The 20,223-nt window shown below is 66.5% G+C and carries 19 protein-coding genes; 13 read left to right on the top strand and 6 right to left on the bottom strand.

Annotation, left to right across the window (positions count from 1 at the left end; genetic code table 11):
- Positions 1–106: 106 nt before the first annotated feature.
- Both BLIN9172_RS12300 and BLIN9172_RS12295 read left to right on the top strand, forming a co-directional pair.
- Complete coding sequence (locus BLIN9172_RS12300; RefSeq protein WP_101543990.1) at positions 107–685, top strand: NADPH-dependent FMN reductase; 579 nt, start codon at positions 107–109, stop codon at positions 683–685.
- 198 nt (positions 686–883) lie between these two features.
- Positions 884–1,645: a 3-hydroxyacyl-CoA dehydrogenase gene (locus BLIN9172_RS12295; RefSeq protein ID WP_101555333.1), complete on the top strand. Its 762-nt coding sequence runs from the start codon at positions 884–886 to the stop codon at positions 1,643–1,645.
- Between the two features lie 125 nt (positions 1,646–1,770).
- Here BLIN9172_RS12295 and BLIN9172_RS12290 read toward each other — a convergent pair whose 3' ends face one another.
- Positions 1,771–2,403: a response regulator gene (locus BLIN9172_RS12290; RefSeq protein WP_101555332.1), complete on the bottom strand. Its 633-nt coding sequence runs from the start codon at positions 2,401–2,403 to the stop codon at positions 1,771–1,773.
- Positions 2,400–3,809: a sensor histidine kinase gene (locus BLIN9172_RS12285; protein ID WP_101555331.1), complete on the bottom strand. Its 1,410-nt coding sequence runs from the start codon at positions 3,807–3,809 to the stop codon at positions 2,400–2,402. Before BLIN9172_RS12285 ends, BLIN9172_RS12290 begins: the two co-directional genes overlap by 4 nt.
- Positions 3,810–3,990: 181 nt before the next feature.
- Here BLIN9172_RS12285 and BLIN9172_RS12280 point away from each other — a divergent pair, with 181 nt between their 5' ends.
- Positions 3,991–5,004 carry a CPBP family intramembrane glutamic endopeptidase gene (locus BLIN9172_RS12280; protein WP_170286909.1) on the top strand — a complete coding sequence of 338 codons (1,014 nt, stop codon included), beginning with the start codon at positions 3,991–3,993 and terminating at the stop codon, positions 5,002–5,004.
- Entirely contained in the window at positions 5,001–5,405 is a 405-nt protein-coding gene (locus BLIN9172_RS12275; RefSeq protein WP_101555329.1) for a hypothetical protein, read from the top strand. The genes BLIN9172_RS12280 and BLIN9172_RS12275 overlap by 4 nt, the downstream gene beginning before the upstream one ends.
- Here the strand turns inward: BLIN9172_RS12275 and BLIN9172_RS12270 are convergent.
- Both BLIN9172_RS12270 and BLIN9172_RS12260 read right to left on the bottom strand, forming a co-directional pair.
- A complete protein-coding gene (locus BLIN9172_RS12270) occupies positions 5,347–6,234 on the bottom strand; it encodes a hypothetical protein (RefSeq protein WP_101555328.1) in 888 nt (295 codons plus the stop codon). The genes BLIN9172_RS12275 and BLIN9172_RS12270 overlap by 59 nt on opposite strands.
- A gap of 343 nt (positions 6,235–6,577) precedes the next feature.
- Positions 6,578–7,609 carry an NAD(P)H-dependent flavin oxidoreductase gene (locus tag BLIN9172_RS12260; RefSeq protein WP_101555327.1) on the bottom strand — a complete coding sequence of 344 codons (1,032 nt, stop codon included), beginning with the start codon at positions 7,607–7,609 and terminating at the stop codon, positions 6,578–6,580.
- 756 nt (positions 7,610–8,365) lie between these two features.
- Here BLIN9172_RS12260 and BLIN9172_RS12255 point away from each other — a divergent pair.
- The 5 genes from BLIN9172_RS12255 to BLIN9172_RS12235 all read left to right on the top strand — a co-directional run bounded on the left by BLIN9172_RS12255 (position 8,366) and on the right by BLIN9172_RS12235 (position 14,005).
- Entirely contained in the window at positions 8,366–9,655 is a 1,290-nt protein-coding gene (locus BLIN9172_RS12255; protein WP_101555326.1) for a trans-sulfuration enzyme family protein, read from the top strand.
- A 154-nt stretch (positions 9,656–9,809) separates the two neighbouring features.
- A complete protein-coding gene (locus BLIN9172_RS12250; RefSeq protein WP_101555325.1) occupies positions 9,810–11,756 on the top strand; it encodes a sensor histidine kinase in 1,947 nt (648 codons plus the stop codon).
- The gene (locus BLIN9172_RS12245; protein WP_101555324.1) at positions 11,744–12,388 is read left to right on the top strand and encodes a response regulator transcription factor; all 645 of its coding nucleotides are present in this window, start codon (positions 11,744–11,746) and stop codon (positions 12,386–12,388) included. The genes BLIN9172_RS12250 and BLIN9172_RS12245 overlap by 13 nt, the downstream gene beginning before the upstream one ends.
- 1 nt (position 12,389) lies before the next feature.
- Entirely contained in the window at positions 12,390–13,325 is a 936-nt protein-coding gene (locus BLIN9172_RS12240; protein ID WP_101555323.1) for a DUF4097 family beta strand repeat-containing protein, read from the top strand.
- Between the two features lie 140 nt (positions 13,326–13,465).
- Positions 13,466–14,005, top strand: coding sequence for a DUF421 domain-containing protein (locus tag BLIN9172_RS12235; RefSeq protein ID WP_101555322.1), 540 nt, complete (start codon positions 13,466–13,468; stop codon positions 14,003–14,005).
- Positions 14,006–14,008: 3 nt separating this feature from the next.
- Here the strand turns inward: BLIN9172_RS12235 and BLIN9172_RS12230 are convergent, their stop codons facing one another.
- On the bottom strand, positions 14,009–15,019 hold the full coding sequence (locus BLIN9172_RS12230; RefSeq protein WP_308297965.1) for an amidohydrolase family protein: 1,011 nt from the start codon (positions 15,017–15,019) through the stop codon (positions 14,009–14,011).
- Between the two features lie 69 nt (positions 15,020–15,088).
- Here BLIN9172_RS12230 and BLIN9172_RS12225 point away from each other — a divergent pair, with 69 nt between their 5' ends.
- Together BLIN9172_RS12225 and curA are read left to right on the top strand one after the other, a co-directional pair.
- Entirely contained in the window at positions 15,089–15,931 is an 843-nt protein-coding gene (locus BLIN9172_RS12225; protein WP_101555321.1) for a ribonuclease FAU-1 family protein, read from the top strand.
- 75 nt (positions 15,932–16,006) lie between these two features.
- Complete coding sequence (gene curA, locus BLIN9172_RS12220; RefSeq protein WP_101555370.1) at positions 16,007–17,029, top strand: NADPH-dependent curcumin/dihydrocurcumin reductase; 1,023 nt, start codon at positions 16,007–16,009, stop codon at positions 17,027–17,029.
- 122 nt (positions 17,030–17,151) lie between these two features.
- Here curA and BLIN9172_RS12215 read toward each other — a convergent pair whose 3' ends face one another.
- Complete coding sequence (locus BLIN9172_RS12215) at positions 17,152–18,153, bottom strand: asparaginase (protein WP_101555320.1); 1,002 nt, start codon at positions 18,151–18,153, stop codon at positions 17,152–17,154.
- Positions 18,154–18,229: 76 nt separating this feature from the next.
- Between BLIN9172_RS12215 and BLIN9172_RS12210 the strand changes: the two genes are divergently transcribed.
- Together BLIN9172_RS12210 and BLIN9172_RS12205 are read left to right on the top strand one after the other, a co-directional pair.
- Positions 18,230–18,637 (top strand): MmcQ/YjbR family DNA-binding protein, encoded by a 408-nt coding sequence (locus BLIN9172_RS12210; RefSeq protein WP_101555319.1) that lies wholly within the window; start codon positions 18,230–18,232, stop codon positions 18,635–18,637.
- Entirely contained in the window at positions 18,630–20,219 is a 1,590-nt protein-coding gene (locus BLIN9172_RS12205) for a DEAD/DEAH box helicase (RefSeq protein WP_101555318.1), read from the top strand. The genes BLIN9172_RS12210 and BLIN9172_RS12205 overlap by 8 nt, the downstream gene beginning before the upstream one ends.
- The last annotated feature ends 4 nt before the right edge of the window (positions 20,220–20,223 follow it).

Here is a 20,223-nt window from a genome sequence, read left to right as displayed (position 1 = left end):
TGGAGTTGCAGCCGACTCGGTTCGCCGAGGTCGCAGGCTCGGCCCGTGAACTCGACCGCCATGGCCGCCCGGCCGGTGGGCACCGCTCAACGATTTGAGGACGCATATGCTCAACATTGCCATCATTCCCGGAACTTCCCGCCCGCAGGCGCTCAACCCGCAGATCGTGAGCTGGGTCGAGCAGCAGCTGGCTTCCAATGATGACGTCCGAGCCGAGGTCGTCGACTTCGGCAGCTTCGACCTGCCCCTCCTCGACGAGGTGATCCCCGCCGGTGCGAAGATGTACGCCAACGACCACACGAAGGCCTGGGGCGCGAAGCTCGAAGAGTTCGACGCCTTCATCTTCGTCACCCCTGAGTACAACCACTCGATCTCCGGCTCGCTGAAGAACGCCCTCGACTTCGTCGCCACCGAGTTCAACCACAAGGTCGCTGGCATCGTTAACTACGGCGCCGACAAGGGAGTGCGCGCCGCTGAGCACCTGCGCCACATCCTCGCGAACTACAAGCTCGCCGTCGTCCGCGACCAGGCGTCGTTCTCGATCTTCACCGACGTCGCCGACGGCACGTTCGCCCCGACCGAGGTCTCGGCCGCCCCGTTCGCCTCCATGGTCGACGACATCGTCGCCTGGGGTGAGGCACTGAAGTCCGTGCGCGAAGCCGGCGCCGAGGAGCAGGCCGCCTGAGCCCGCCCGCGCAGCTGAGCTGAGTCAGGCCCGCCGATCGCCCGACCGGCGGGCTTTGTCGTCCCCGCGTCGACCGTCGCCGTCCTCAAAGCAATCCCTCGCCGAGGCGGCCCTACCCGACCGCGCACAGTGACCGTCCCCACATCTGCGTTAGAGTCGCAGTGATCAATCGTTCACTCTGCGATGCAAAGGACACTCATGGATCTCACGAACACCGTCGCCCTCGTCACCGGCGGAGCCTCCGGTCTCGGCCGCGCCACCACCGAACGCCTCCTGGCCGCCGGAGCCCAGGTCGTCATGGTCGACCTCAACGCCGAGGTGGGACAGCAGGCCGCCGCCGAACTCGGCGACTCCGCCCACTTCGTCACCGCCGATGTGACGAACGAAGAACAGGTTCAGGCCGCCGTCGACACCGCCACCGGGCTCGGCGCCCTCCGTGTGGTCGTCAATTGTGCCGGTGTCGCCACCCCCGGAAAGCTCGTCTCCCGCAAGGGCCCGCTGCCGCTCGAAGCATTCCAGAAGGTGCTGAACATCAACATCGTCGGCACCGTCAACGTCTGCCGCCTCGCCGCCGCAGCCATGCAGAACCAGGAAGCGGACGGCGAAGAGCGCGGAGTCATCATCAACACCGCATCGGTGGCGGCCTTCGACGGCCAGATCGGCCAGATCGCCTACTCGGCGTCCAAGGGCGCCGTGGCCGCGGTGACCCTGCCGATGGCCCGCGAGCTCGCCGCCAGCCTCATCCGCGTCGTCACCATCGCCCCCGGCATCTTCGAGACCCCGATGATGGCCGGTCTGCCCGCCGAGGCGCAGGAATCCCTCGGCAAGTCCGTGCCGCACCCGGCCCGCCTGGGCAAGCCCGCCGAGTACGCCCAGCTCGTCGAATCGATCGTCGCCAACCCGATGCTCAACGGGGAGACGATCCGCCTCGATGGCGCCATCCGCATGGCCCCGAAATGATCGGCTGACACCATCACCGAGGATGCCCTCCTTCCCCGAGGAATTCCTCGCCGAGGATCGCCCAACCGACAGAGCCGCCCGTCTCCGCAGTCGCGGAGGGGCGGCTCTGCTGTTGAGTGGAATTGTCAGCGGCGGGCGTTGACGAGCAGCGCCAGCTGCACCCGCGAGGTCACCTCGAGCTTGTCGAAGATGCGCGCCAAGTGGGTCTTCACCGTCGCCGTCGAGACGAACAGCGACCGCGCCACCTGCGCGTTCGTCATACCCTGCGCGACCGCCTCGGCGATCTCCCGTTCCCTGGTCGACAGATTTGCCAGCGGATCCACACTCGGCGCCGAGGCGGCCGGACGGGACGACATCAACGTGGCCAGGGCGGTCGCCGACAGGGTGCGGGTGCCGTCGGCAGCCGCGCGAACGGCGTTGATGAGCTCTTCCGGTGGGGTGTCCTTGAGGATGTAACCGGCCGCCCCGGACTGCAGGGCGCGGTGGATGAAATCGTCGGTGCCGAAGGCCGTGAGCATGAGCACTTGCGGGTGTTCGGGCTCGCTCAACAGGGTCTGTGCGGCTTCGAGTCCGTCGAGCCGGGGCATCCGGATGTCCATGAGCACGAGGTCGGGACTCAGTCGGCGGGCGAGGTCGATGGCTTCGACACCGTCGACTGCCTCGGCGATGACGTCGATATCGGTCGCCGCGCCGAGGAGGAGCCTGAGGCCCGAGCGCATGAGCGATTCGTCGTCGGCGATGAGAACCCGAATGCTCATGGCTGCGTCTCCTGCTCGTCGGGGGAATCGGTCGATTCGGTCATACCCAGAGCGTCGCCGTCGGAGACGATGTCGGCATCGACGGGGATGCGGGCACGGAGGGTGAACTCCGGAGTGGTCGTCACGGTGAGATCGCCGCCCATGGCCTCCATTCTCTCCCGCAGGCCGAGCAGTCCCAACCCGGATCCGGAGACGAGCTGCTGCGCTCCGGCGCGGAAGGCCGGGGCCAGACCTGTGTGCGGATTGCTGGCGACGAGCACGAGGTGACCGTCGACCTCGTCGAAGCCGACCTTGATCGTCACCGTCTGGCCCGGGGCGTGCTTGACCGCGTTCGTGATCGCCTCCTGGACGAAGCGGTAGATCGTCGTGCGCTCAAGCGCCCCGCACCGGTGGAGCGCCGCGGCAGTCACCGGCTCGAGGTAACGCAGCTCGGCGGTGTCGCCCCTGGCCGCGACGAGGCGGTCGATGTCGGGGTCGATGACCGTGCCCTGATCGTCGCTGCGGAGCATGGTGAGCACCTCCCGGAGTTCGACGCCGGAGCGGCGGGCCGCATCGGCGATGAGGCGGGCGCTTTCACGGACCTCGTCGGGGTCGAGGTCCGCCCGCACGGACAGGGCACCGGAGTACATCGCGATGACGGAGAGGTGGTGGGACAGCGAATCGTGCATGTCGCGGGCGATACCGCGGCGCACCTCGGCGATGGCACGGTCCTGCCGGGAGCGTCCGCGCAGCAGGTTCTGCGCGGCGGAATCGATGAAGCCCTGCTCACGAGATCCGCGGATGACACCGATGATGACGAACACGGCGTAGATGACGCCGCCGAAGACGAAGATGGGAAGCTCGAAGGCTCCCGCCGCCTGCGGAGTGAGGAGGAACGTCGAAGAGAACGCGGCCAGAGCGGCGATGAGGGCGACGAAGTCGAGCGACCAGCTGCGTCGGGCCGACAAGGACACGATGATGATCGATGCGGCGGCCGCACCCATGGCACTGATCGTCCCGCAGAAGATCCCGATGATTCCGAGAACGATGGGAATCCAGCCACCTGTGCGGCGCTGAAGCGACTCTACCGAACCGTCGACGGCAAGGAAGTCCTCACCGCCGTGACCGGTGACGGTGAGGAATTCGCGCAGCTTCTCTGCGGCCAGGACCTTCGGCCGCAGCTGCTTGCGCGGAACTCGGCGTCCGTCGCAGAAGAGGACGAATGGCAGACAGAGGAGGGCGATGAAACCGAAGACGAGGTGGATGAGGAACTCGAAGAAGAGAGCGTCATCCTGGGCTGCTGCACTGTCGAGGTCCGGCCACTCGATTCCGACGACGATGATGAGGAGGAGCACGCCGATGACCGCGGAGATGCCTGTCCAGATCAGGGCATGCGCGAGAGAGCGGCGGGCGGGGCGAGGTGTCACCCTTCGAGCCTACCGGGGTGAGGGCCGGGAATCTGTCGTCCGAAAGGATGAGATGTGTCCGTCGCCGGGGCTGCCGGGACCCGGCCGAAGGACTTCTGACAGGCGCATTCATCCGATCGGATGACATGAATCATGCCCTTGACCGATGGTGGGCGGCCGCCGGTTTCGAAAGGGTGGAGACATGAGAACTCAACCCCACACACTGCACTACCATCGTCAGTTCGCCGCATTGCCAGGCAACCGGTGGTACAAACCGCTCCTCGTGGCCGTCCTGGCCGCGGTGTTCTACCTCATCGCAATAGTCGTCCTCTTCGTCGGCTTCTTCCTCTGGGCACTGTTCGCCCTCGGCGCCGACAGCGACTTCAACGCGTGGTCGGACCAGCTCATCGACATGAACACGACCACCGGCATCCTCTTCGGACTCATCAGCGTGATCCTCATGTGGCCGACCGCCGAGCTCGCGACCTTATGCATCTACCGGCGCTTGTTCTCCTCGATGTTCTCGCTCCGCGGCGGCATGCGATGGGGGCGGCTCGGCCTTTATCTGCTGGTCGGCGCGGCCGTATGGGTGGTCTGCGCGATCGTCATGGTCATCTTCTCCGACGGAGCGATGGGCAACCTGACCTCGGGAATCGTATGGAACAGCCAAGTGCTCGCCATGCTCATCGCAATCATCCTCCTCGTTCCCTTCCAGGCGACGGCCGAGGAGATCGTCTTCCGCGGCCTGGCCATGAACATCATCGGCTCATGGCTGCGCCACCCCGCGTGGGCCGTGCTCATCCCCGTGCCGATGTTCGTCGCTGGCCACCTTTACGACCTGCCGGGACTCATCGACGTCGGCATCTTCGCCGTCATCGTCGGCACCCTGACCATCATCACCGGCGGTCTCGAGGCGGCAATCGCCTTCCACATCGTCAACAACGTCTTCGCGTTCGGTCTGGGTTTGCTCGCCGGTGCCGACCTCAATGCGACGAGCGCACCGACGATGGAGGTCGTCATGTCGATCGCGGCTCCGATCATCTTCGGCACCGTCGTCGTCCTCGATCATCGCCGCCGAAGCGGATCGTCCTTTCGCCGAGGCGGCCCGACCGACCGTGAACCGAGGCGTCCCAGCGGGGACAGCCCAGAGAACGAGGAAACCGCGGTGGACAGCGACGTGAACGCCGACACCGAAACGAAAGCGAACCTGTCATGAGCTACTACAGCGAGCTCGCCCAGAACCTGCGCAAGCGCGGGTGTGAAGAAGACCAGGTCCTCACCGTCCTCCACGAGGTCAAAGACAGAGCGGAGGCGGCAGGGACGACACCCGACGCCGAGTTCGGCACCCCCGAAGAGAAAGCCTCAAAGCACAGCGGGAAGCGCGCACGGTCCACGGGCCAGGCGACGCTCAACGTGTTCGGATTCGTGGGCGTGTGCTGTGTGGTCGTCTACGCCATCTGGCCGGGACTGTTCGATTTCAAGAACCCCGTGCTGTCGAACTTCGCCGGCATGATCGCGCTCCTCATCCTGCTCGTCCTCGGCGCCTTCGTCGCAGGTTTCATCGACTCTCGTCTGCCGAAGGGGTTCGAGGCTCCGCGGTCAGAAGCCGATCGATGAGCTCATCTGCAGTGATGCCCTCGGCCCGCGCAGCGGCGTTGATGCGATCGAGCGTCGAAGGCGACAGGGCCGGCGCCGGTTGGGACGACGGCTCGGACGACGACGGTTGAGTCGATCGGGCTGACGTCTCGCCGGCGCGGTCGGCGCGCGCAGGCTTCGACCCGGCCCTGAGCAGCAGCGAGGTCAGCGGCACGACGACGACCCCGAGTGCGGCGAGGATCCACACGATCCCGTTGAGGCGGGTCAGCCACTCGAGTTCCCACGCCGACTCCACCCAGATCGTGACGAGAACCAGGCTCGTGCCGAGGCCAAGCAGGCCGAGCGTGATCGGCAGCCCGATCCGCACCATCCAGGACCGGGGCACCAACAGCAGAATGAGCGCGGATATCGAGGCGACAGCGGTGAGGAGTGCGAACGAGGACAGGGTTTTGAACAGGAAGTCCCAGACATCGTAGTTATCCGGTCCACCCAATGGATCACCCCAGAGGAACCACAGACTCAGCGCCATCGTGACTGCAGCCATGCCGATCGTGACGATTCCGAACCACTGGGTCCGGCGACCGATGAGCGTGGCGCCGCAGAACGCTGCGACACTGACGGCGCCGGTCAGAGCCGTGGTGCCGATGACTTTATACGTCGTTTCGGACTCGATGTCGCCGAGGAGGACGATGATCCCGCCGGCCGCTGCCAGGCTGAAGGCCACGACGATGACGATGGCGATCGTGCGCCGCAGGATACGCACCGATCGTCTCGGTGCCTTCGGATCCGACGCCGAGGCGGTTGCCGACGAGGGCGGAGGTGCAGAAGCGGCGGGAGGCGGCTGTGACATGGGGCGACAGTCCTTCCAGAAGGGAAAGCAGGAGGGGATTTCCAGTATGGCACCGGATGCTCGACACGTACCTGAGGCGGTGTTGAGTCGGCCCCACCTGCAGGCTCCCGTCCAAGGCTTCGACGCGTTCGCGCATCCCCTGATGCCGAAACCTCCGCCGAGGTGGCCGTGCCCACCCGCGTCCGTCCCCGTGAACACTCACGTCTCGAGGATCTTGTCGAAGCTGGGACTGTGCGACCGTACCCAGATCGTCGTCGCCGCCGACGACTCCGGGTTGGTCGTCACCGGGAGCTGAGCGGCGCGGTTCGGAGAGGGGCGTGTGCGGGGTACGCCGGCTCGTTGACTACTCGCGGGCGAATCCGGCGCCGAGGTTCTTGACGATGGTCTCCGCCGATCCTTCCTGGGCGCTGCGGTAGCCGGTCCCGGCCCACAGGTGCAGGCCGTGCGGGTCATCGGCCTTCTTCGCCGCGGCGCGGAACTCTTTCGTCAGATGGTGCACCGCCGGGTACGCGTCGATGGCGATCGAGTCGAACGTCCGCACGAAGTCATTGACCAGTGCCCGCGCCGGCCGTCCCGTGAACGCCCTGGTCAGCCGCGTCTCCGTGAACTCGTCGGCGGCGAGTGCGGCCCGATGCGTCGGTGTTGTGCCCGCCTCGTCGGAGCGCAGCAGCAGGGTGCCGACGACGACGGCGCTCGCCCCAGCACCGAGGAGGTCACCCACCATTGCCTCACCGTCGACTCCGCCTCCGGCTGCCACGGGCAGGTCCACCTCGGCGAGGATGTCACGGACGAGATCGACGGTCGCGCGGTCCTCGATGGTCCGCGTCGGATCGGCCGTACCCGAATGTCCGCCGGCACGCGGCCCCTGGACGATGAGCCCGTCGACCCCGACTTCGGAGGCCGCACGGGCCTCGGGGACCGAGGTGACGGTGGCGACGACCTGAGTGCCGACGGCGTGGAGGCGGTCGACCGCCTCGGCGGTGGGCAGATTGAACGTCAGCGAGACCAGGGGGACGGGGTGCTCGGTGAGCCAGTCGAGCTTGTCGTCGAAATGGTCGTCATCCTCAACCGGTTCGGGTTCGAGCGTGATCCCGCGGGCGGCAGCGGCCGGTTCGAGCGCACTGACGAAGTCGTCGAAAGCCTCTCGATCGACGGGAACGGGATTCGGAGCGAAGAGATTGACGCCGAAGTTCGAGGTCGCTTCACGCATCCTCTCGACGAGAGGAGCGAGAGCCTCGGCGGTGAGATAGCCGCCAGCGACGAATGGGAATCCGCCGGCCCGGGCGACCGCTTCGGTGAGTTCGGGTGTCGTCGTCCCACCGGCCATGGGGGCACCGATGATGGGCAGTGAGGTCTTCGCGAAGGCGATCGTCACGGTTCTCTCCTTTTACCGGCGGGCCCGGGCTCGGCGTCTGTCGCCGAGCGAGTCGGCCGCGTGGTCGGGCGTGCTCACCGCCATTCTCACACGATCGGCCGCGGCGAGTTTGAGGTGACCGGTGGACGGTATCCCTCGGAAGTATCGGTCGGCGGGGGAGAGACTGTCCCTGGCAGTCCTCGCCGGTGCCCGCATTGCCGTCGACGTTCTCGCCAGAACGACTGGGAGCCATGGAACGAGGACGAGGGCCAGTCCAGTCAGGCCGATGCAGTGAGAGACCGTGCCGGATTCGCGACGACCGCTACCTCGGCGCGGGAGGTCCTCACCGACTCGGCGGATCTGTTCGACCTGTCTCACCCCGACCGACCGCTGGAGAACCTGCTGTCGTCCGCACACGGGTGCGTCGGTATTCGCTGACAACGAGCGCATCGCCTCGGCGATTCTCGACGCTGTGTCGGCGGCGTCCGACCGTCGGGAGCTCCTCGCCGGGTGAACGGCCGAGACCGGTCGCCGCGGGGGCCGGGCACCCGGGACAGTGAGCCGCCTCGGCGAAGAACGGGCGTCGGTAGGGCCACGGTCACATGGGACGGCGAGCCGACTCGGCGGGTGATGGTGACGTTCTGCGTCGAAAGATGACGGACATTATGACGTGGAATGACCGCGCGCGTCATGGAGCGCGCGCGTGGGGTCCACGGCAGAGCAGACTGATGGTGACCGCAGAAGCAGCGGTCACCATCAGTGAAGGAAGGATCCGCCGTGAGTTCATTTGCCACCGAGCCCACAACACCCGCCGGAATCTCGACCCGATCGGTGCACTCGGGGGCTATGCCCGAAGCGCACACCGGTTCGGTTGTGGCTCCGATCTTCCAGACCTCGACCTTCATGATGGACACCCCGGGCGACACTCGCGCAGGCTTCGACTACGCGCGCACCGGCACCCCGAACCGCAGCGACCTCGAAGAGGCACTGTGCGAACTCGAGAATGCGACGTTCGCAGCCGCGGTCAACTCAGGCACGTCCGCCGAAGTGGCCGTGTTCTCCGCGCTGCTGGGGCCCGGTGATGAGATCATCATTCCCCGCGACGTCTACGGCGGCACGCACCGTCTGCTGAAGAACGAATACGAACGGTGGGGCGTGGTCATCCGCACCGTCGATCTCACCGACACTGCGGCGCTCGCCGCCGCCATCAACGACAACACCGCGATCATCTGGGTCGAGACCCCGAGCAACCCCGGCCTCGACATCGTCGACATCGCCGAGACCGCTCGGCTCGCGCACGAGGCGAACGCGCTGCTGGCCGTCGACTCGACGTTCGCGACCCCGATCCTGCAGCGCCCGCTCGACCTGGGCGCCGATCTCGTCATCCACTCGACGACGAAGTTCATCAATGGCCATTCCGATGTCATCGGCGGTGCCGTGCTCGCCGGTGACGGCACCACCTGCGCCCGCGCCGCCGAGGTGGTCGGGCGTCTCGAGAGCCACCTGGCCTCCGTGAGCCTGGGGATCGCCCCCTTCGACGCGTGGCTGACCCGGCGCGGGATCAAGACCCTGCCGGTGCGGATGAAGGCCCACTGCGAGAACGCGCAGGCCGTGGCCGAATGGCTGGAGACACGCGATGAGATCGCCGAGGTGCTCTACCCCGGACTGCCTTCCCACCCGGGTCATGAGGTCGCGAAGGCGCAGATGAACGGGTTCGGGGGAGTGGTCTCCCTGCGCACCGACACCGAGGAGCGTGCGCTGGCGCTCGTGAAGAGCACGAAGCTGATCACCCTGGCCGAGTCGCTCGGCGGAGTCGAGTCCCTCATCGATCATCCCGCGACGATGACGCACCTGGCCGTGGCCGACTGCGAGCTGAGCATCGACGGGGCGTTCATCCGCCTCTCGGTCGGCATCGAGGACATCGACGACATCCTCGCCGACCTCGCGCAGGCCCTCGACGCGACGGCGGGAGCTGTCGGTGGAGGTGCGGCTTCGGCCAACGGTGCCGCGGGCGACTCGGACCGCGAGCCATCGTCAGAGACTCGTCCTACCGTTGCAGCGGTGTGATGCGTCGGTAACGGCGCAATCAGCCGTCACCGGGGTGTTCTGTCGCTGACGATGGCGAAGGGTGGGGCCGGTCACTGCCGCGGGGGAAAACCCGATGCGGGGTCGGAGGTCTTCGTGCTGTTGGCCGCGACGTCACTCCCGTAGCGTTATTGCTATGAGTGAGAAGACCCCCGAGAACCCGCACGATCAGGAGCCGCACGGCACCGATCCGGTGGAGCCTCAGATCCCCGACACCGAGGCGGCCCCCAGCGCCGGTGAACGCGAAGAATCCATCAGCGCCGAGGCGATCGTCAACGCCCCGCCGACCACAGAGATAGCTGAGCCGACGGCCAGCCAGGCCGGAGAGTTCCGGACCAAGCCGCTCGATCTCGACGTGCCGTCCGCTTCCGGTTCGACTCGCCAGTACCCGCAGCAGTCGCAGGCTTATGGACAGTCGCAGGATCCCCAGCAGCCGACCAGGCAGTGCGCACAAGCGCCGACCCGCGTCTATGAGCAGGGGCCGCAGGCCCCACAGACTCCGCAAACCGGGCAGACTCCGCCGCCCGGACAGGCTCCAGCGGCCCACCTCGCATCTCCGAACCGCGCCTCAGCACCCAGCCACTCCGGTCCTCGCACCTACCCCTCGGCCCCGGCCTCCTATGGCCCCGCCGGACAGCAACCCCACCAACCGGGGCAGCCCCAGCAACCGCGCCAACATCGACCACCCCGCCAGGGGCCGCCTCCGATGCCACCCCCACGACCACCTCGGCGAGGGAGGCAGCGCACCGAACCCGTCGCCTACGCCCCGGTCACCGGCTCACTGCCGCTCAGCCGGGACGAAGTCACCGAGATCCCCGCCGACGGCCCGATCACCTGGCCCAAACGCCCCACCGGAATCATCGGCGTCGCGAACCTCGTGCTCTCCGCCGTCCTCGCCGTGATTTGGGCGTGGATCCCGCTTGGACTCCTGTTCACCGGAATCGGCGGAATCTTCGCCCTCGGCCTCGGCGTCCTCGCCCTCCTCGTCTGGGTCCTCGTCCAGCAGGGCGCGAACAACGCCGAACGCTACCGGGCCGAACTCATCTACTCCGATAAGATCCCCGTCCCGAAGATCGAAAGCAGCAATCGCGACCCCGGCTTCGGTCGGTTCCTCCACAACCGCTGGCTGCAGGTGAAATCCGGTGCCTTCTGGCGCTCGACCGCCCACCATTACATCAAGATGCTCCTCGGGGCGATCGTCGTCGCCGGCACCCTCGCAGGCATCTGCGGATCGATCTTCGGCATCTTCGCGGCCATCAACCCGCACGGAGTCAACACCTTCTTCATCGGAGAGTCCATCGACGGGTCGGCCCGCATCGGTGTGGCCATCGGCTCCGTCATCGTCCTCGCCAGCTCCCTGGCCATCCTGTGGTTCGCCCCGCTGCTCGACCGCGCCCTCGACCGTGCCCTGCTCGCACCGGCCCGCACCGTGGCGCTGCAGGCCGAAGTCACCGAACTCGACCGGGCCCGCATGGCCGGCTTTGAAGCGGCCGCCGCCGAACGTCTGCGCATCGAACGCGACCTCCACGACGGAGCCCAGCCCCGCCTCGTCGCCCTGACCATGACCTTGGGGATGGCGAAGACGAAGATCGACTCCGATCCGGAGAAGGCGAAGGAACTCGTGGCCGAAGCCCACACCGAAGCCAAGGGCATCGTCAACGAACTCCGCCAGCTGGCCCGCGGAATCCACCCCGCCGTCCTCACCGACCGCGGACTCGACGCCGCCGTGTCCGCACTGGCCGGACGATCGACGATCCCCGTCGACGTCGATGTCCGTCTCGACGGCCGGATCGGGCGCGAAGCCGAAGCCGTGTCCTACTTCGTCGTCGCCGAATGCCTGACGAACATCGCCAAACACTCCGGCGCCACTCGCGCCAGCGTGTTCATCGCCCCGATCGAGACCGGCGTGCAGATCGTCGTCACCGACAACGGCCACGGCGGTGCCCGTGTCGACCGCACCGGCCGTCACACCGGGATCGCCGGTCTCATCGACCGGGTCGAAGCCGCACGTGGCACACTGAACCTGACCAGCCCCGCAGGTGGGCCGACGACTGTAGTTGTGGAGGTGCCATGCGCATCGTAATCGCTGAAGACTCTGCCGTTCTGCGAGCCGGACTCGAAAGGCTGCTCGCCGATGCCGGACACGAGGTCATCGCCGCCGTGCCCGACGCCAACGAACTCCTCGCAGTCGTCCACAACGACCCGCCTGACCTCGCCGTCATCGACGTGCGCATGCCGCCGACGTTCACCGATGAGGGCATTCGCGCCGCCGTCCTCATCCGCAAGCAGAACCCGGACGTCAAGGTCCTCGTGTTCAGCCAGTACGTGGAGGAGCAGTACGCGTCCGAACTCATCGCCGAGAACACCGGCGGCTTCGGCTACCTGCTCAAAGACCGTGTCGCCGACGTCGAAGACTTCCTCACCGCCGTCGACGAGGTGGCTGGAGGCGGCACCGTCCTCGACCCGGAGGTCGTGTCCCAGATCCTCGTGCGCACACGCAAGAAGGACGGACTGTCGACCCTGAGCCCCCGCGAACTCGAAGTCCTCCAGCTCATGGCCGAAGGCAAGTCCAATGCCGCGATCGCCCGCACCCTCTACCTCAGCGCCGGTGCCGTTGAGAAGCACATCTCCTCGGTGTTCACGAAGTTCGGCCTCACCGCCGACACCTCGGAGAACCGCCGCGTCCTCGCCGTCCTCACATTCCTCGGAGCTTAGAATGCCTGCCACAGTCCGCATCAGCGAATCCGCCCGCGTCGGTCTGCGCGCGGTCCTGATCATCCTCGCCGCCGTCGTCCTCCTCATCCCCGTCATCGTCAGCACCGCCCAAGGCGCCTCCCGCCTCGACTACGGGCGGATCGAAGCGAACGAACCGCTGCCGAAGGCGATGAAGGAACTCAAGATCGGCCTCGATTCCGGCGGTGCCGTCGAGATCAAGACCGCCGACGTCGCCGAGGCGACCGCAAAGCTCACCGGCACCGGTCCCCGGGACAGCTCCGCGAACCTCGAGGTCGACAGCCGCGCCGATACCGCCGAGGTGGCCGTGAAGAACGGTGGGAAACTCGAGAACACCCGGCTGACCGTCACCATCCCGACCACAGAGGCGAAAGACCTCGCCCTGGACTTCGACGGCAACTACGGCCGGTTCGATGTCACCGGTGACTTCGCCGAGATCAACGCCGACACCGGCGGTGGCACCGCGAGTGTGACCGGTTCGGCACAGAAGGTGCGGACCACGAGCGATTGGGGCGCGACCTACCTGGACGGAGAATTCGGGACCGTGTCGGCCAAGACCGGGGTCGGTGCCATCGAAGGTGAGAACCTCACCGTCAGCGACCGCATCGACGTGGTCAGTTCGACGGGAACCGTCGACCTCGACTTCACCAATCAGGCGATGCCCACCGGCGGAATCATCGCGAAGACCGAAGAAGGCTCGATCGAGCTGCGAGTGCCGAATCTCAATCTCACCTCGGAAGAGCTGGATGAGGACTTCTTCTACCGGATCAACGCGAAGTCCAACGACGGCACCGTCGACCTCGCCTCCGATCTGAAGAAGTACGATGTGGCGGACGATCCTAAGGAAGCCGAGGGCAAGACCCTCGTACCGATCTCGGCCACAGCCGACACCGGCAGGGTCACGGTCAACCAGAACTGAAAAACGACCGGCGCACGGGCGGACTCGACTGCGGGTCCGCCCGCGTGGCGTCCGGGGCTGCCGTCGACGAATGGCTGCGCTCGGTCTGAGATCCGGGGCGGGCCGCCTCGGTGGCGGTATCATCCTGTCCGGAGGTTCTCATGGATTGGATGGAATTCGGGCTCGACGGGGTCGACGCGGTCAGGGTCGTCGTCTCGTGCGTCGTCTTCTACGTCGGGATCATTCTGCTGCTGCGCATCTTCGGCCAGCGCACGCTGGCGAGTCTGTCGAGCTTCGATGTCGCCGCGATCATCGCGATGGGAGCGATCATCGGGCGGTCCATCCTAGGCGACACTCCGACCCTGGCCGCGGGAATTCTGGGATTGGCGACCCTGCTGATCCTGCAGGCGCTCAGCGGATTCGGCAGGCGCTTCGGATTCGTACGCAGCGTCGTCAACTCTCCGGCGGTGGTGCTCATGGCTGGTCGCGAGATCCTCGCGGACAATCTGTCGAAGAGCCATGTCGACCATGACGAACTCATCGCCAAACTGCGATCGGCCGGCATCCGCAACCGTGATGAGGTGGCGTGCGCGATCCTCGAATCGACCGGTCAGATCAGCGTCATCCGACGCGGCGCACCCATCACCGAGGAGATGCTCACCGGGGTCGTCGGCGCCGACCGAGTGCCCCGCGACGGCTGAGACTCAGTCGAGCCCGAGCACCTTCGCGCCGTTGGTCCACAGCACCGAGCGCATCCAGGCATCGCCGAGGCCCAGGGCGGCAAGGCCTGCGATCTGGTCGACGTAGGGGTAGGGAATGTTCGGGAAATCAGAGCCGAGGATGACCTTGTCCTCAAGCCTGGCCAAGCGTTCGCGGTAGGCGGGGGTCACCTCGGCGGGGTCGGAGAAATACCCGGACGCGAACATCGTCGTGTCGAGATGGACATTGTCGAAACGTTCGGCGAGATCGGCGAACTCGTCGTACTCGGGCATGCCCATATGAGCGATGACGAAGGTCAGCTGCGGGAAGCGCTCGAGGACGTTGCCCACCGCCTGCGGGCCGGTGTACGTGCCCGGCAGGGGAGCAGAGCCGGCGTGGATGACGATCGGCACTCGGGCCTCTTCGAGAGCCTTCCACGCGGGGTCGAGGACCTCGTCGTCGGGAGAGAACACACCGACCTGGACGTGGACTTTGAACAGCTTCGCCCCGGCGGCAAGCGCGGCCGGAACGTAGTCGGCTGATTCGGGTTCGGCATAGAGGGTGCCGCAGTGGATGACGTCGTCGTGGGCGGCGGCGAACCCGGCGTTCCATTCGTTCAGCCACGCGGCCATTCCGGGTTTGTGCGGGTAAGTCAGGGCCGGGATCGCGCGCAGGCCGAGCTCGCGGACGATATTCAGGCGGGTGTCCGTGTCGTACCGGTAATTGATCGGCCAGTCGCGGCCGTAGTTGTCCGCGGCATTGTCGAAGTACTCCCACACCTTGTCGAGCACGTTCTGCGGGAGAAAATGGACGTGGATGTCAGCGAGGCCGGGCAGGCCGAGAGCGCGGATATAGTCGGGGACCTCGACATCGGTGCGCGGGGGAGTGGTCATCGTGTCCGGGACCACGAAGGTGCGACCGATCGTCGTTTCCGGGGCAGGGTTCACGGTCGGGGGAGTGGGTGCGGTCTGGGCGGCCGAGGGGGTCTGAGTCGCTGCGTCATCGGAGTCGTTCATCGCCCCACTATATGACCTCGCCTCCCAGGTCTTCAGCGGCCGTCCATGCCCGACACATAGACTGCCCGCATGAGCCTGCGCGATCCGTTCACGATCCCCACCCCGCTCCAGGTCAGACCCGTGGGGCAGGCGCCGTTCTGGACTCCGGGGCAGACCGTGACCTGGACGTTCCGACGGTTCGACTTCGACCGCGACCTCGCCGAGGTGGCCCGACCGATGCGTGTCATCGCCGACGGGCCGTCCGGTTCTGTTCTGTGGTTGGCAGGGGGTACGCCGACGCAGGAGACCCGCATCGTCGGGTGGGAGAACACGAACGCCCATGATGTGCCGTTGAAGGCGCGGTTCCGATCGCTCGCCGAGGCGCCCACCAGGATCAATGTCGAGGGCACGTGGCGGGGACGCGGGGTGCTCAAGATCGTCCCGCCGAAGGTTCCGTTCTCCGTATGGGTACTGCTCAAAGATGCTGTGGACGGTGTCGATCGTACTGAGCCCGGCGGTGTGCGGGCCGAGTGGTACATCAATCTCGAGGCCACGCACGTACGCAGCGGTGATGCGCTGTTCACCAGCGATCACATCCTCGACATCACCTTTCCGACCGCCTCGATGCCCCTGCACGCCGCGGACGGTCGGCTCGATCCGACCGGTGCCGTGTTCAAGGACGTCGACGAGCTCGCCGCGGCGGCGAACTTCGGGGCGTGGCCGAAGGAGTGGTCGGAAGTCATCCGGGACAATGGCAGCCATCTGCTCGACCACCTCGGCGATTTCGATTGGGCCTTCGACCCCGAATGGGAGACCGTGGCCCGCGACCTGGTGGGGAAGGCCCGATTGGGGGCCGCCTCGGTGTCAGAAAAATCGTTCGATCAGGAACATCAGCGACCGCAGAATGGTTGTTATGACCGACAGCATCGGTGATCGTCGCGGATGCACCTGTCGCCGCAATGAAGCACACAAGTGAAGAATGATCTGCTGCTGAAAGGAACCGTCTCCATGACGACCAACCATCGGATTCGCCTGAACTCGCGCCCCGTGGGCGCTCCCACTGCGGAGAACTACCTGCTCGACGAGGTGCCTGTGCCGACCCCGGGCGAGGGACAGGTGCTGCTGCGCACGCTCTACCTCTCGCTCGACCCGTACATGCGCGGCCGGATGTCGGACGCGAAGTCCTACGCGAAGCCCGTCGAGGTCGGCGATGTCATGGTCGGTGCCACCGTGTCCGAGGTCGTCGAATCCAATGCCGAGGGCTTCGCCGCTGGTGAGATCGTGCTCGGCTACGGCGGGTGGCAGGAGTATTCGGTGGAGTCGACCGGGCATCTGCGCAAGATCGACCCGGAGCTCGCACCGATCTCCACCCACCTCGGTGTGCTCGGCATGCCCGGATTCACTGCGTATGCAGGTCTGCTCGAGATCGGTCAGCCCAAGGAGGGCGAGACCGTGGCCGTGGCCGCCGCGACCGGGCCCGTCGGCTCGGTCGTCGGACAGATCGCGAAGATTAAGGGAGCCACCGCCGTCGGCATTGCCGGTGGCCCGGACAAGGTCGCTCACCTAGAGGAACTCGGCTTCGATGTGGCACTGGACCACCGGAGCGGGAACCTGCGGCAGGAGCTGAAGGACGCGGTGCCGCAGGGCATCGACGTCTACTTTGAGAACGTCGGCGGTGAGGTCTTCGATGCTGTGCTGCCGCGGCTCAATACGTTCGCTCGCGTGCCCGTGTGCGGTCTCGTCGCCAACTACAACCTCACCTCGCTGCCCGAGGGGCCGGACCGTTCGGGAGCGCTCATGGGCAACATCCTGTCGAAGTCGCTGCTCGTGCGCGGATTCATCCAGACCGAGTTCGCCGAGCGTCTGACCCCGCAGTTCCTTGAGGACATGAGCGGCTGGCTCAAGGAAAGCAAGGTTCGCTACCGCGAGGACATCCGTCCCGGTCTCGACAAGGCTCCCGAATATTTCAATGATCTGCTCACTGGCGGGAACTTCGGCAAGATGGTCGTCGCTGTGGGCGCCGAGAGCTGAGGCTGTCGATTCATCACAGTTGTCGCACAGAGGAGGCGGCGTCGGCCAGTTCTGGCCGACGCCGCCTCTTTTTGTTGGTGAAGTCGGTATTGCTGGTCAGACGGGCATGTGCCTCGGCGAACTCACGCGAAGCGGGCGAACACCTCGGCGGGATCGAGTCCGAAGCTCAATGCGAGGGTGAGCACGATGCGGGCCTTGCGGGCATCGAGGATTCCGGCGGGAACGAGTCCGGTCTCGAGCAGGCCGATCTCTCCGCCGGGGTAGCCGTAGGTTCGGCGCAGGCTCGCACCCGACCCGGCGCGGGAGGCGAGCACCACGGGCATCGCCTCCGTCAGACGCGTCACCGCAGGCAGCAGGTCCTCGGGGACATGCCCACCTCCGACACCGGAGATCACGGCGCCGGCGAAGCCGGAACCGGCGATGAGATCAAGGGTCTCTGCCGGTTCGCCCATCCCCACCTCGGCGAGGGCGACCTTGCTCAGCTGGGACGGACGGGACAGGCCGGCGAACGGAGACGTCGGAGTCTGGGGTGTGTGCGGAAGGTGGAGGTCATCCTCGCTCAGCCACCCGATCGCCCCGAGGACGGGCCCGGAGGAGAACGCCGCGGTCGACGTCGTGTGCGACTTCGACACGAACCTCGGATCGTGGACCTCGTCGTTGAACACCAGGGATGCAGGCAGGTTGCCGACCTGGTCGGACAGGGCAGTGAGCGCGGCCGCCCGGACGTTGGCCGGTCCGTCGGCTCCGGGCAGAGTCGGATTGCGCATGGCCCCGGTGGCAGCGATGTGCGTTCCCGAGTCATTGAGCAGCCACAGACCGAACGCCGACTCCTCAAGGGTGTCGGTGCCCTGGGTCAGCACGATGCCATCGGCCGTGGACGTGCGGGCGAGATCGACGACGTCGAAGAGCATCTCGAGGGTGACATTCGCGCTCGAGACCTGAGCGACCTGAGTGAAATCGGCCTGCAGATCCGGCCAGACCTGGTCGAGGCCCGCGGCCGCAGCGATCTCGGCTCCGCTGAGTGCTGGGGCAACCCCGCCTGATGCATCGGCGGTCGATGCAATGGTGCCGCCGAGAGCGGCCAAGAGCAGGTGAGGGGCGGTGCGGGGTGTGGTCTCAGGCATGATTCGAGTCTATCGTCAGTTCGTGCGGAGAAGCCGTCGTCGGTTCTGCGTCAGTGCCGTTTGCTAATCTCCACGCATGGATCCCGATACCGTGCTCCGCCTGGCCCACGAGCAGGCCATGCAGTACCCGTCTGTCAAGATCGACTATCCCTTCGGTCCTGACAACGCCGTCTACAAGGTACGCGGGAAGATGTTCATGATGGCCTATGAGCTGCGCGGAGTCCCGAGCCTCAACCTCAAGATCGATCCCCTCGACGGTGAGGTGCTGACAGACGCCTATGCGGAGATCTCACCCGGATATCACATGAATAAGAAGCACTGGATCACCGTGGCCGGGGAAGGAGACAGTGCTGGCGGCGACCGGCTCGATGCCGAACTGCTTCACGATCTTGTCCTCGAGTCCTACTGTCTTGTCGTGACCAAGATGTCCAAGCGGGACCGCCCTGTTGACCCGGACGTCTTCGGCGGGCGCGGCGATGACTGAGAACGTACGGGAGGCGGCTGCGATGCAACCGCCATTGCGCCGCCACCAAGACGAAGCGCTCGCGACTCTGCGCGACGGATCCGCTGCCGATGAGCGCCGATCCTGGATCGTCCTGCCTCCCGGTGCGGGAAAGACCCGCGTCGGCATCGACTACGCGACCCACCTGCTCGACCGGAAGCTCGTCGAGCGGGTCGTGGCATTCGGCCCGAATACGGCGATCCAAGGTCAATGGGCCAAGGAATGGAACCGCCTCGGCGAGGGGCGTCCTCCCGCCGGAGGCACACGCGAACTCACCCAGACCTTCACCGCTCTGACCTACCAGTCCCTGGCCGTCTTCGACACGGAACGGGAGACCGTCGACCGTGAGGACGACACTCGCACCACGGACCGCGACCTCGAGGACCGCGTAACCGATTCCCCCGCCTCTGGACCAGGTGGCGACCTGCTCGACTCCCTGGCCACTGGTGGCCGGGCCCTTGTCGATAACCTCGTCTCCGGGGGACGGACGCTGCTCATCCTCGACGAATGCCATCACCTGCTCGAAGTCTGGGGTCGGCTCCTGGCCGACCTGATGGCCCTGCTGCCCGACGTATGGGTGCTCGGACTCACTGCCACCCCACCGGCGACGATGTCGACCCGACACCGGGAACTCGTCGCCGACCTCTTCTCCTCCGTCCGCTACTCCGCGTCCATCCCCGCCCTCGTCAGAGAAGGCGACCTCGTGCCCTTTGCGGACCTCGTCTGGGTCACCGAACCCACCCGGGAGGAACAGGACTGGCTGTCGGCCCAGGCCGAACGGCACACCGAGTTCATCACCGGCATCCTCGACCCCGGCCAGGGCACGATCGGGCTGCTCGAATGGGTGGACCGACGATTCCTCGGCGACCGTGCCGAATCGGTGGACTGGCAGACGATGAGCCGGCAGCGACCCGAACTCTGCGATGCGGCCCTGCGCCTCCACCACGCCGCTCTGCTGCGTCTGCCGCCCGGAGCCCGACTCGGCGAACAGCACCGCCGCGACCCCGACACCGATGACTGGGCCCGGCTCATCGAAGACTGGATGCAACACCTCCTGCTCGTCTCCGACTCCGCGTCCGACCAGGACCTCGCCGAGGAGATTCGCCGTCGGCTGCCCGCGATCGGCTGCCGCTGGACGCGCCACGGAATCGCCGCCGGTCGGTCTCCGACCGACCGGGTCCTGTCCCATTCGGCGTCGAAGCCGCGCGCCTGTGTCGACATCGCCGCAGTTGAAGCGGCGACCCTCGGCGACCACCTGCGGATGCTCGTCCTCTGCGACTTCGAGTCCGCCACCGCGACTTTGGCCGCAGACGTCCGCGCGGTCCTCGACGAACGGTCCGAATCCGCACTCCTGACCCTTGAGAGTCTGGCCGCCGACTCTCAGACGGCACATCTGAACCCGCTGCTCGTCTCCGGGCGCATTGTCGCGGGACCACCGGACGTGCTGCGCGCGCTCATCGACTTCATCGCCGGCGACGACGCCGAACTCGCAGCCCGGCTCAGCGTCACCGATCCCGTCGCCGGTGTCAGCCGCATCGACGGGCGTTGGACGAGCCGCGACTAGGTGC

Origin of the sequence: Brevibacterium linens ATCC 9172 (assembly GCF_900169165.1) — a bacterium.
Lineage (GTDB): Bacteria > Actinomycetota > Actinomycetes > Actinomycetales > Brevibacteriaceae > Brevibacterium > Brevibacterium linens.
Note: the sequence above shows the minus strand (reverse complement) of the source record. Positions and strands in the feature narration are given on the sequence as shown.

Bases quoted from the DNA above. Each gene is read 5' to 3' on its own strand.
- BLIN9172_RS12225 (WP_101555321.1), top strand. From the start codon at position 15,089: ATGAGCCTGCGCGATCCGTTCACGATCCCCACCCCGCTCCAGGTCAGA.
- BLIN9172_RS12275 (WP_101555329.1), top strand. From the start codon at position 5,001: ATGAGCTACTACAGCGAGCTCGCCCAGAACCTGCGCAAGCGCGGGTGT.
- BLIN9172_RS12280 (WP_170286909.1), top strand. From the start codon at position 3,991: ATGAGAACTCAACCCCACACACTGCACTACCATCGTCAGTTCGCCGCA.
- BLIN9172_RS12290 (WP_101555332.1), bottom strand. From the start codon at position 2,403: ATGAGCATTCGGGTTCTCATCGCCGACGACGAATCGCTCATGCGCTCG.
- BLIN9172_RS12230 (WP_308297965.1), bottom strand. From the start codon at position 15,019: ATGAACGACTCCGATGACGCAGCGACTCAGACCCCCTCGGCCGCCCAG.
- BLIN9172_RS12250 (WP_101555325.1), top strand. From the start codon at position 9,810: ATGAGTGAGAAGACCCCCGAGAACCCGCACGATCAGGAGCCGCACGGC.
- curA (WP_101555370.1), top strand. From the start codon at position 16,007: ATGACGACCAACCATCGGATTCGCCTGAACTCGCGCCCCGTGGGCGCT.
- BLIN9172_RS12240 (WP_101555323.1), top strand. From the start codon at position 12,390: ATGCCTGCCACAGTCCGCATCAGCGAATCCGCCCGCGTCGGTCTGCGC.
- BLIN9172_RS12210 (WP_101555319.1), top strand. From the start codon at position 18,230: ATGGATCCCGATACCGTGCTCCGCCTGGCCCACGAGCAGGCCATGCAG.
- BLIN9172_RS12235 (WP_101555322.1), top strand. From the start codon at position 13,466: ATGGATTGGATGGAATTCGGGCTCGACGGGGTCGACGCGGTCAGGGTC.
- BLIN9172_RS12215 (WP_101555320.1), bottom strand. From the start codon at position 18,153: ATGCCTGAGACCACACCCCGCACCGCCCCTCACCTGCTCTTGGCCGCT.
- BLIN9172_RS12205 (WP_101555318.1), top strand. From the start codon at position 18,630: ATGACTGAGAACGTACGGGAGGCGGCTGCGATGCAACCGCCATTGCGC.
- BLIN9172_RS12300 (WP_101543990.1), top strand. From the start codon at position 107: ATGCTCAACATTGCCATCATTCCCGGAACTTCCCGCCCGCAGGCGCTC.
- BLIN9172_RS12245 (WP_101555324.1), top strand. From the start codon at position 11,744: ATGCGCATCGTAATCGCTGAAGACTCTGCCGTTCTGCGAGCCGGACTC.
- BLIN9172_RS12270 (WP_101555328.1), bottom strand. From the start codon at position 6,234: ATGTCACAGCCGCCTCCCGCCGCTTCTGCACCTCCGCCCTCGTCGGCA.
- BLIN9172_RS12295 (WP_101555333.1), top strand. From the start codon at position 884: ATGGATCTCACGAACACCGTCGCCCTCGTCACCGGCGGAGCCTCCGGT.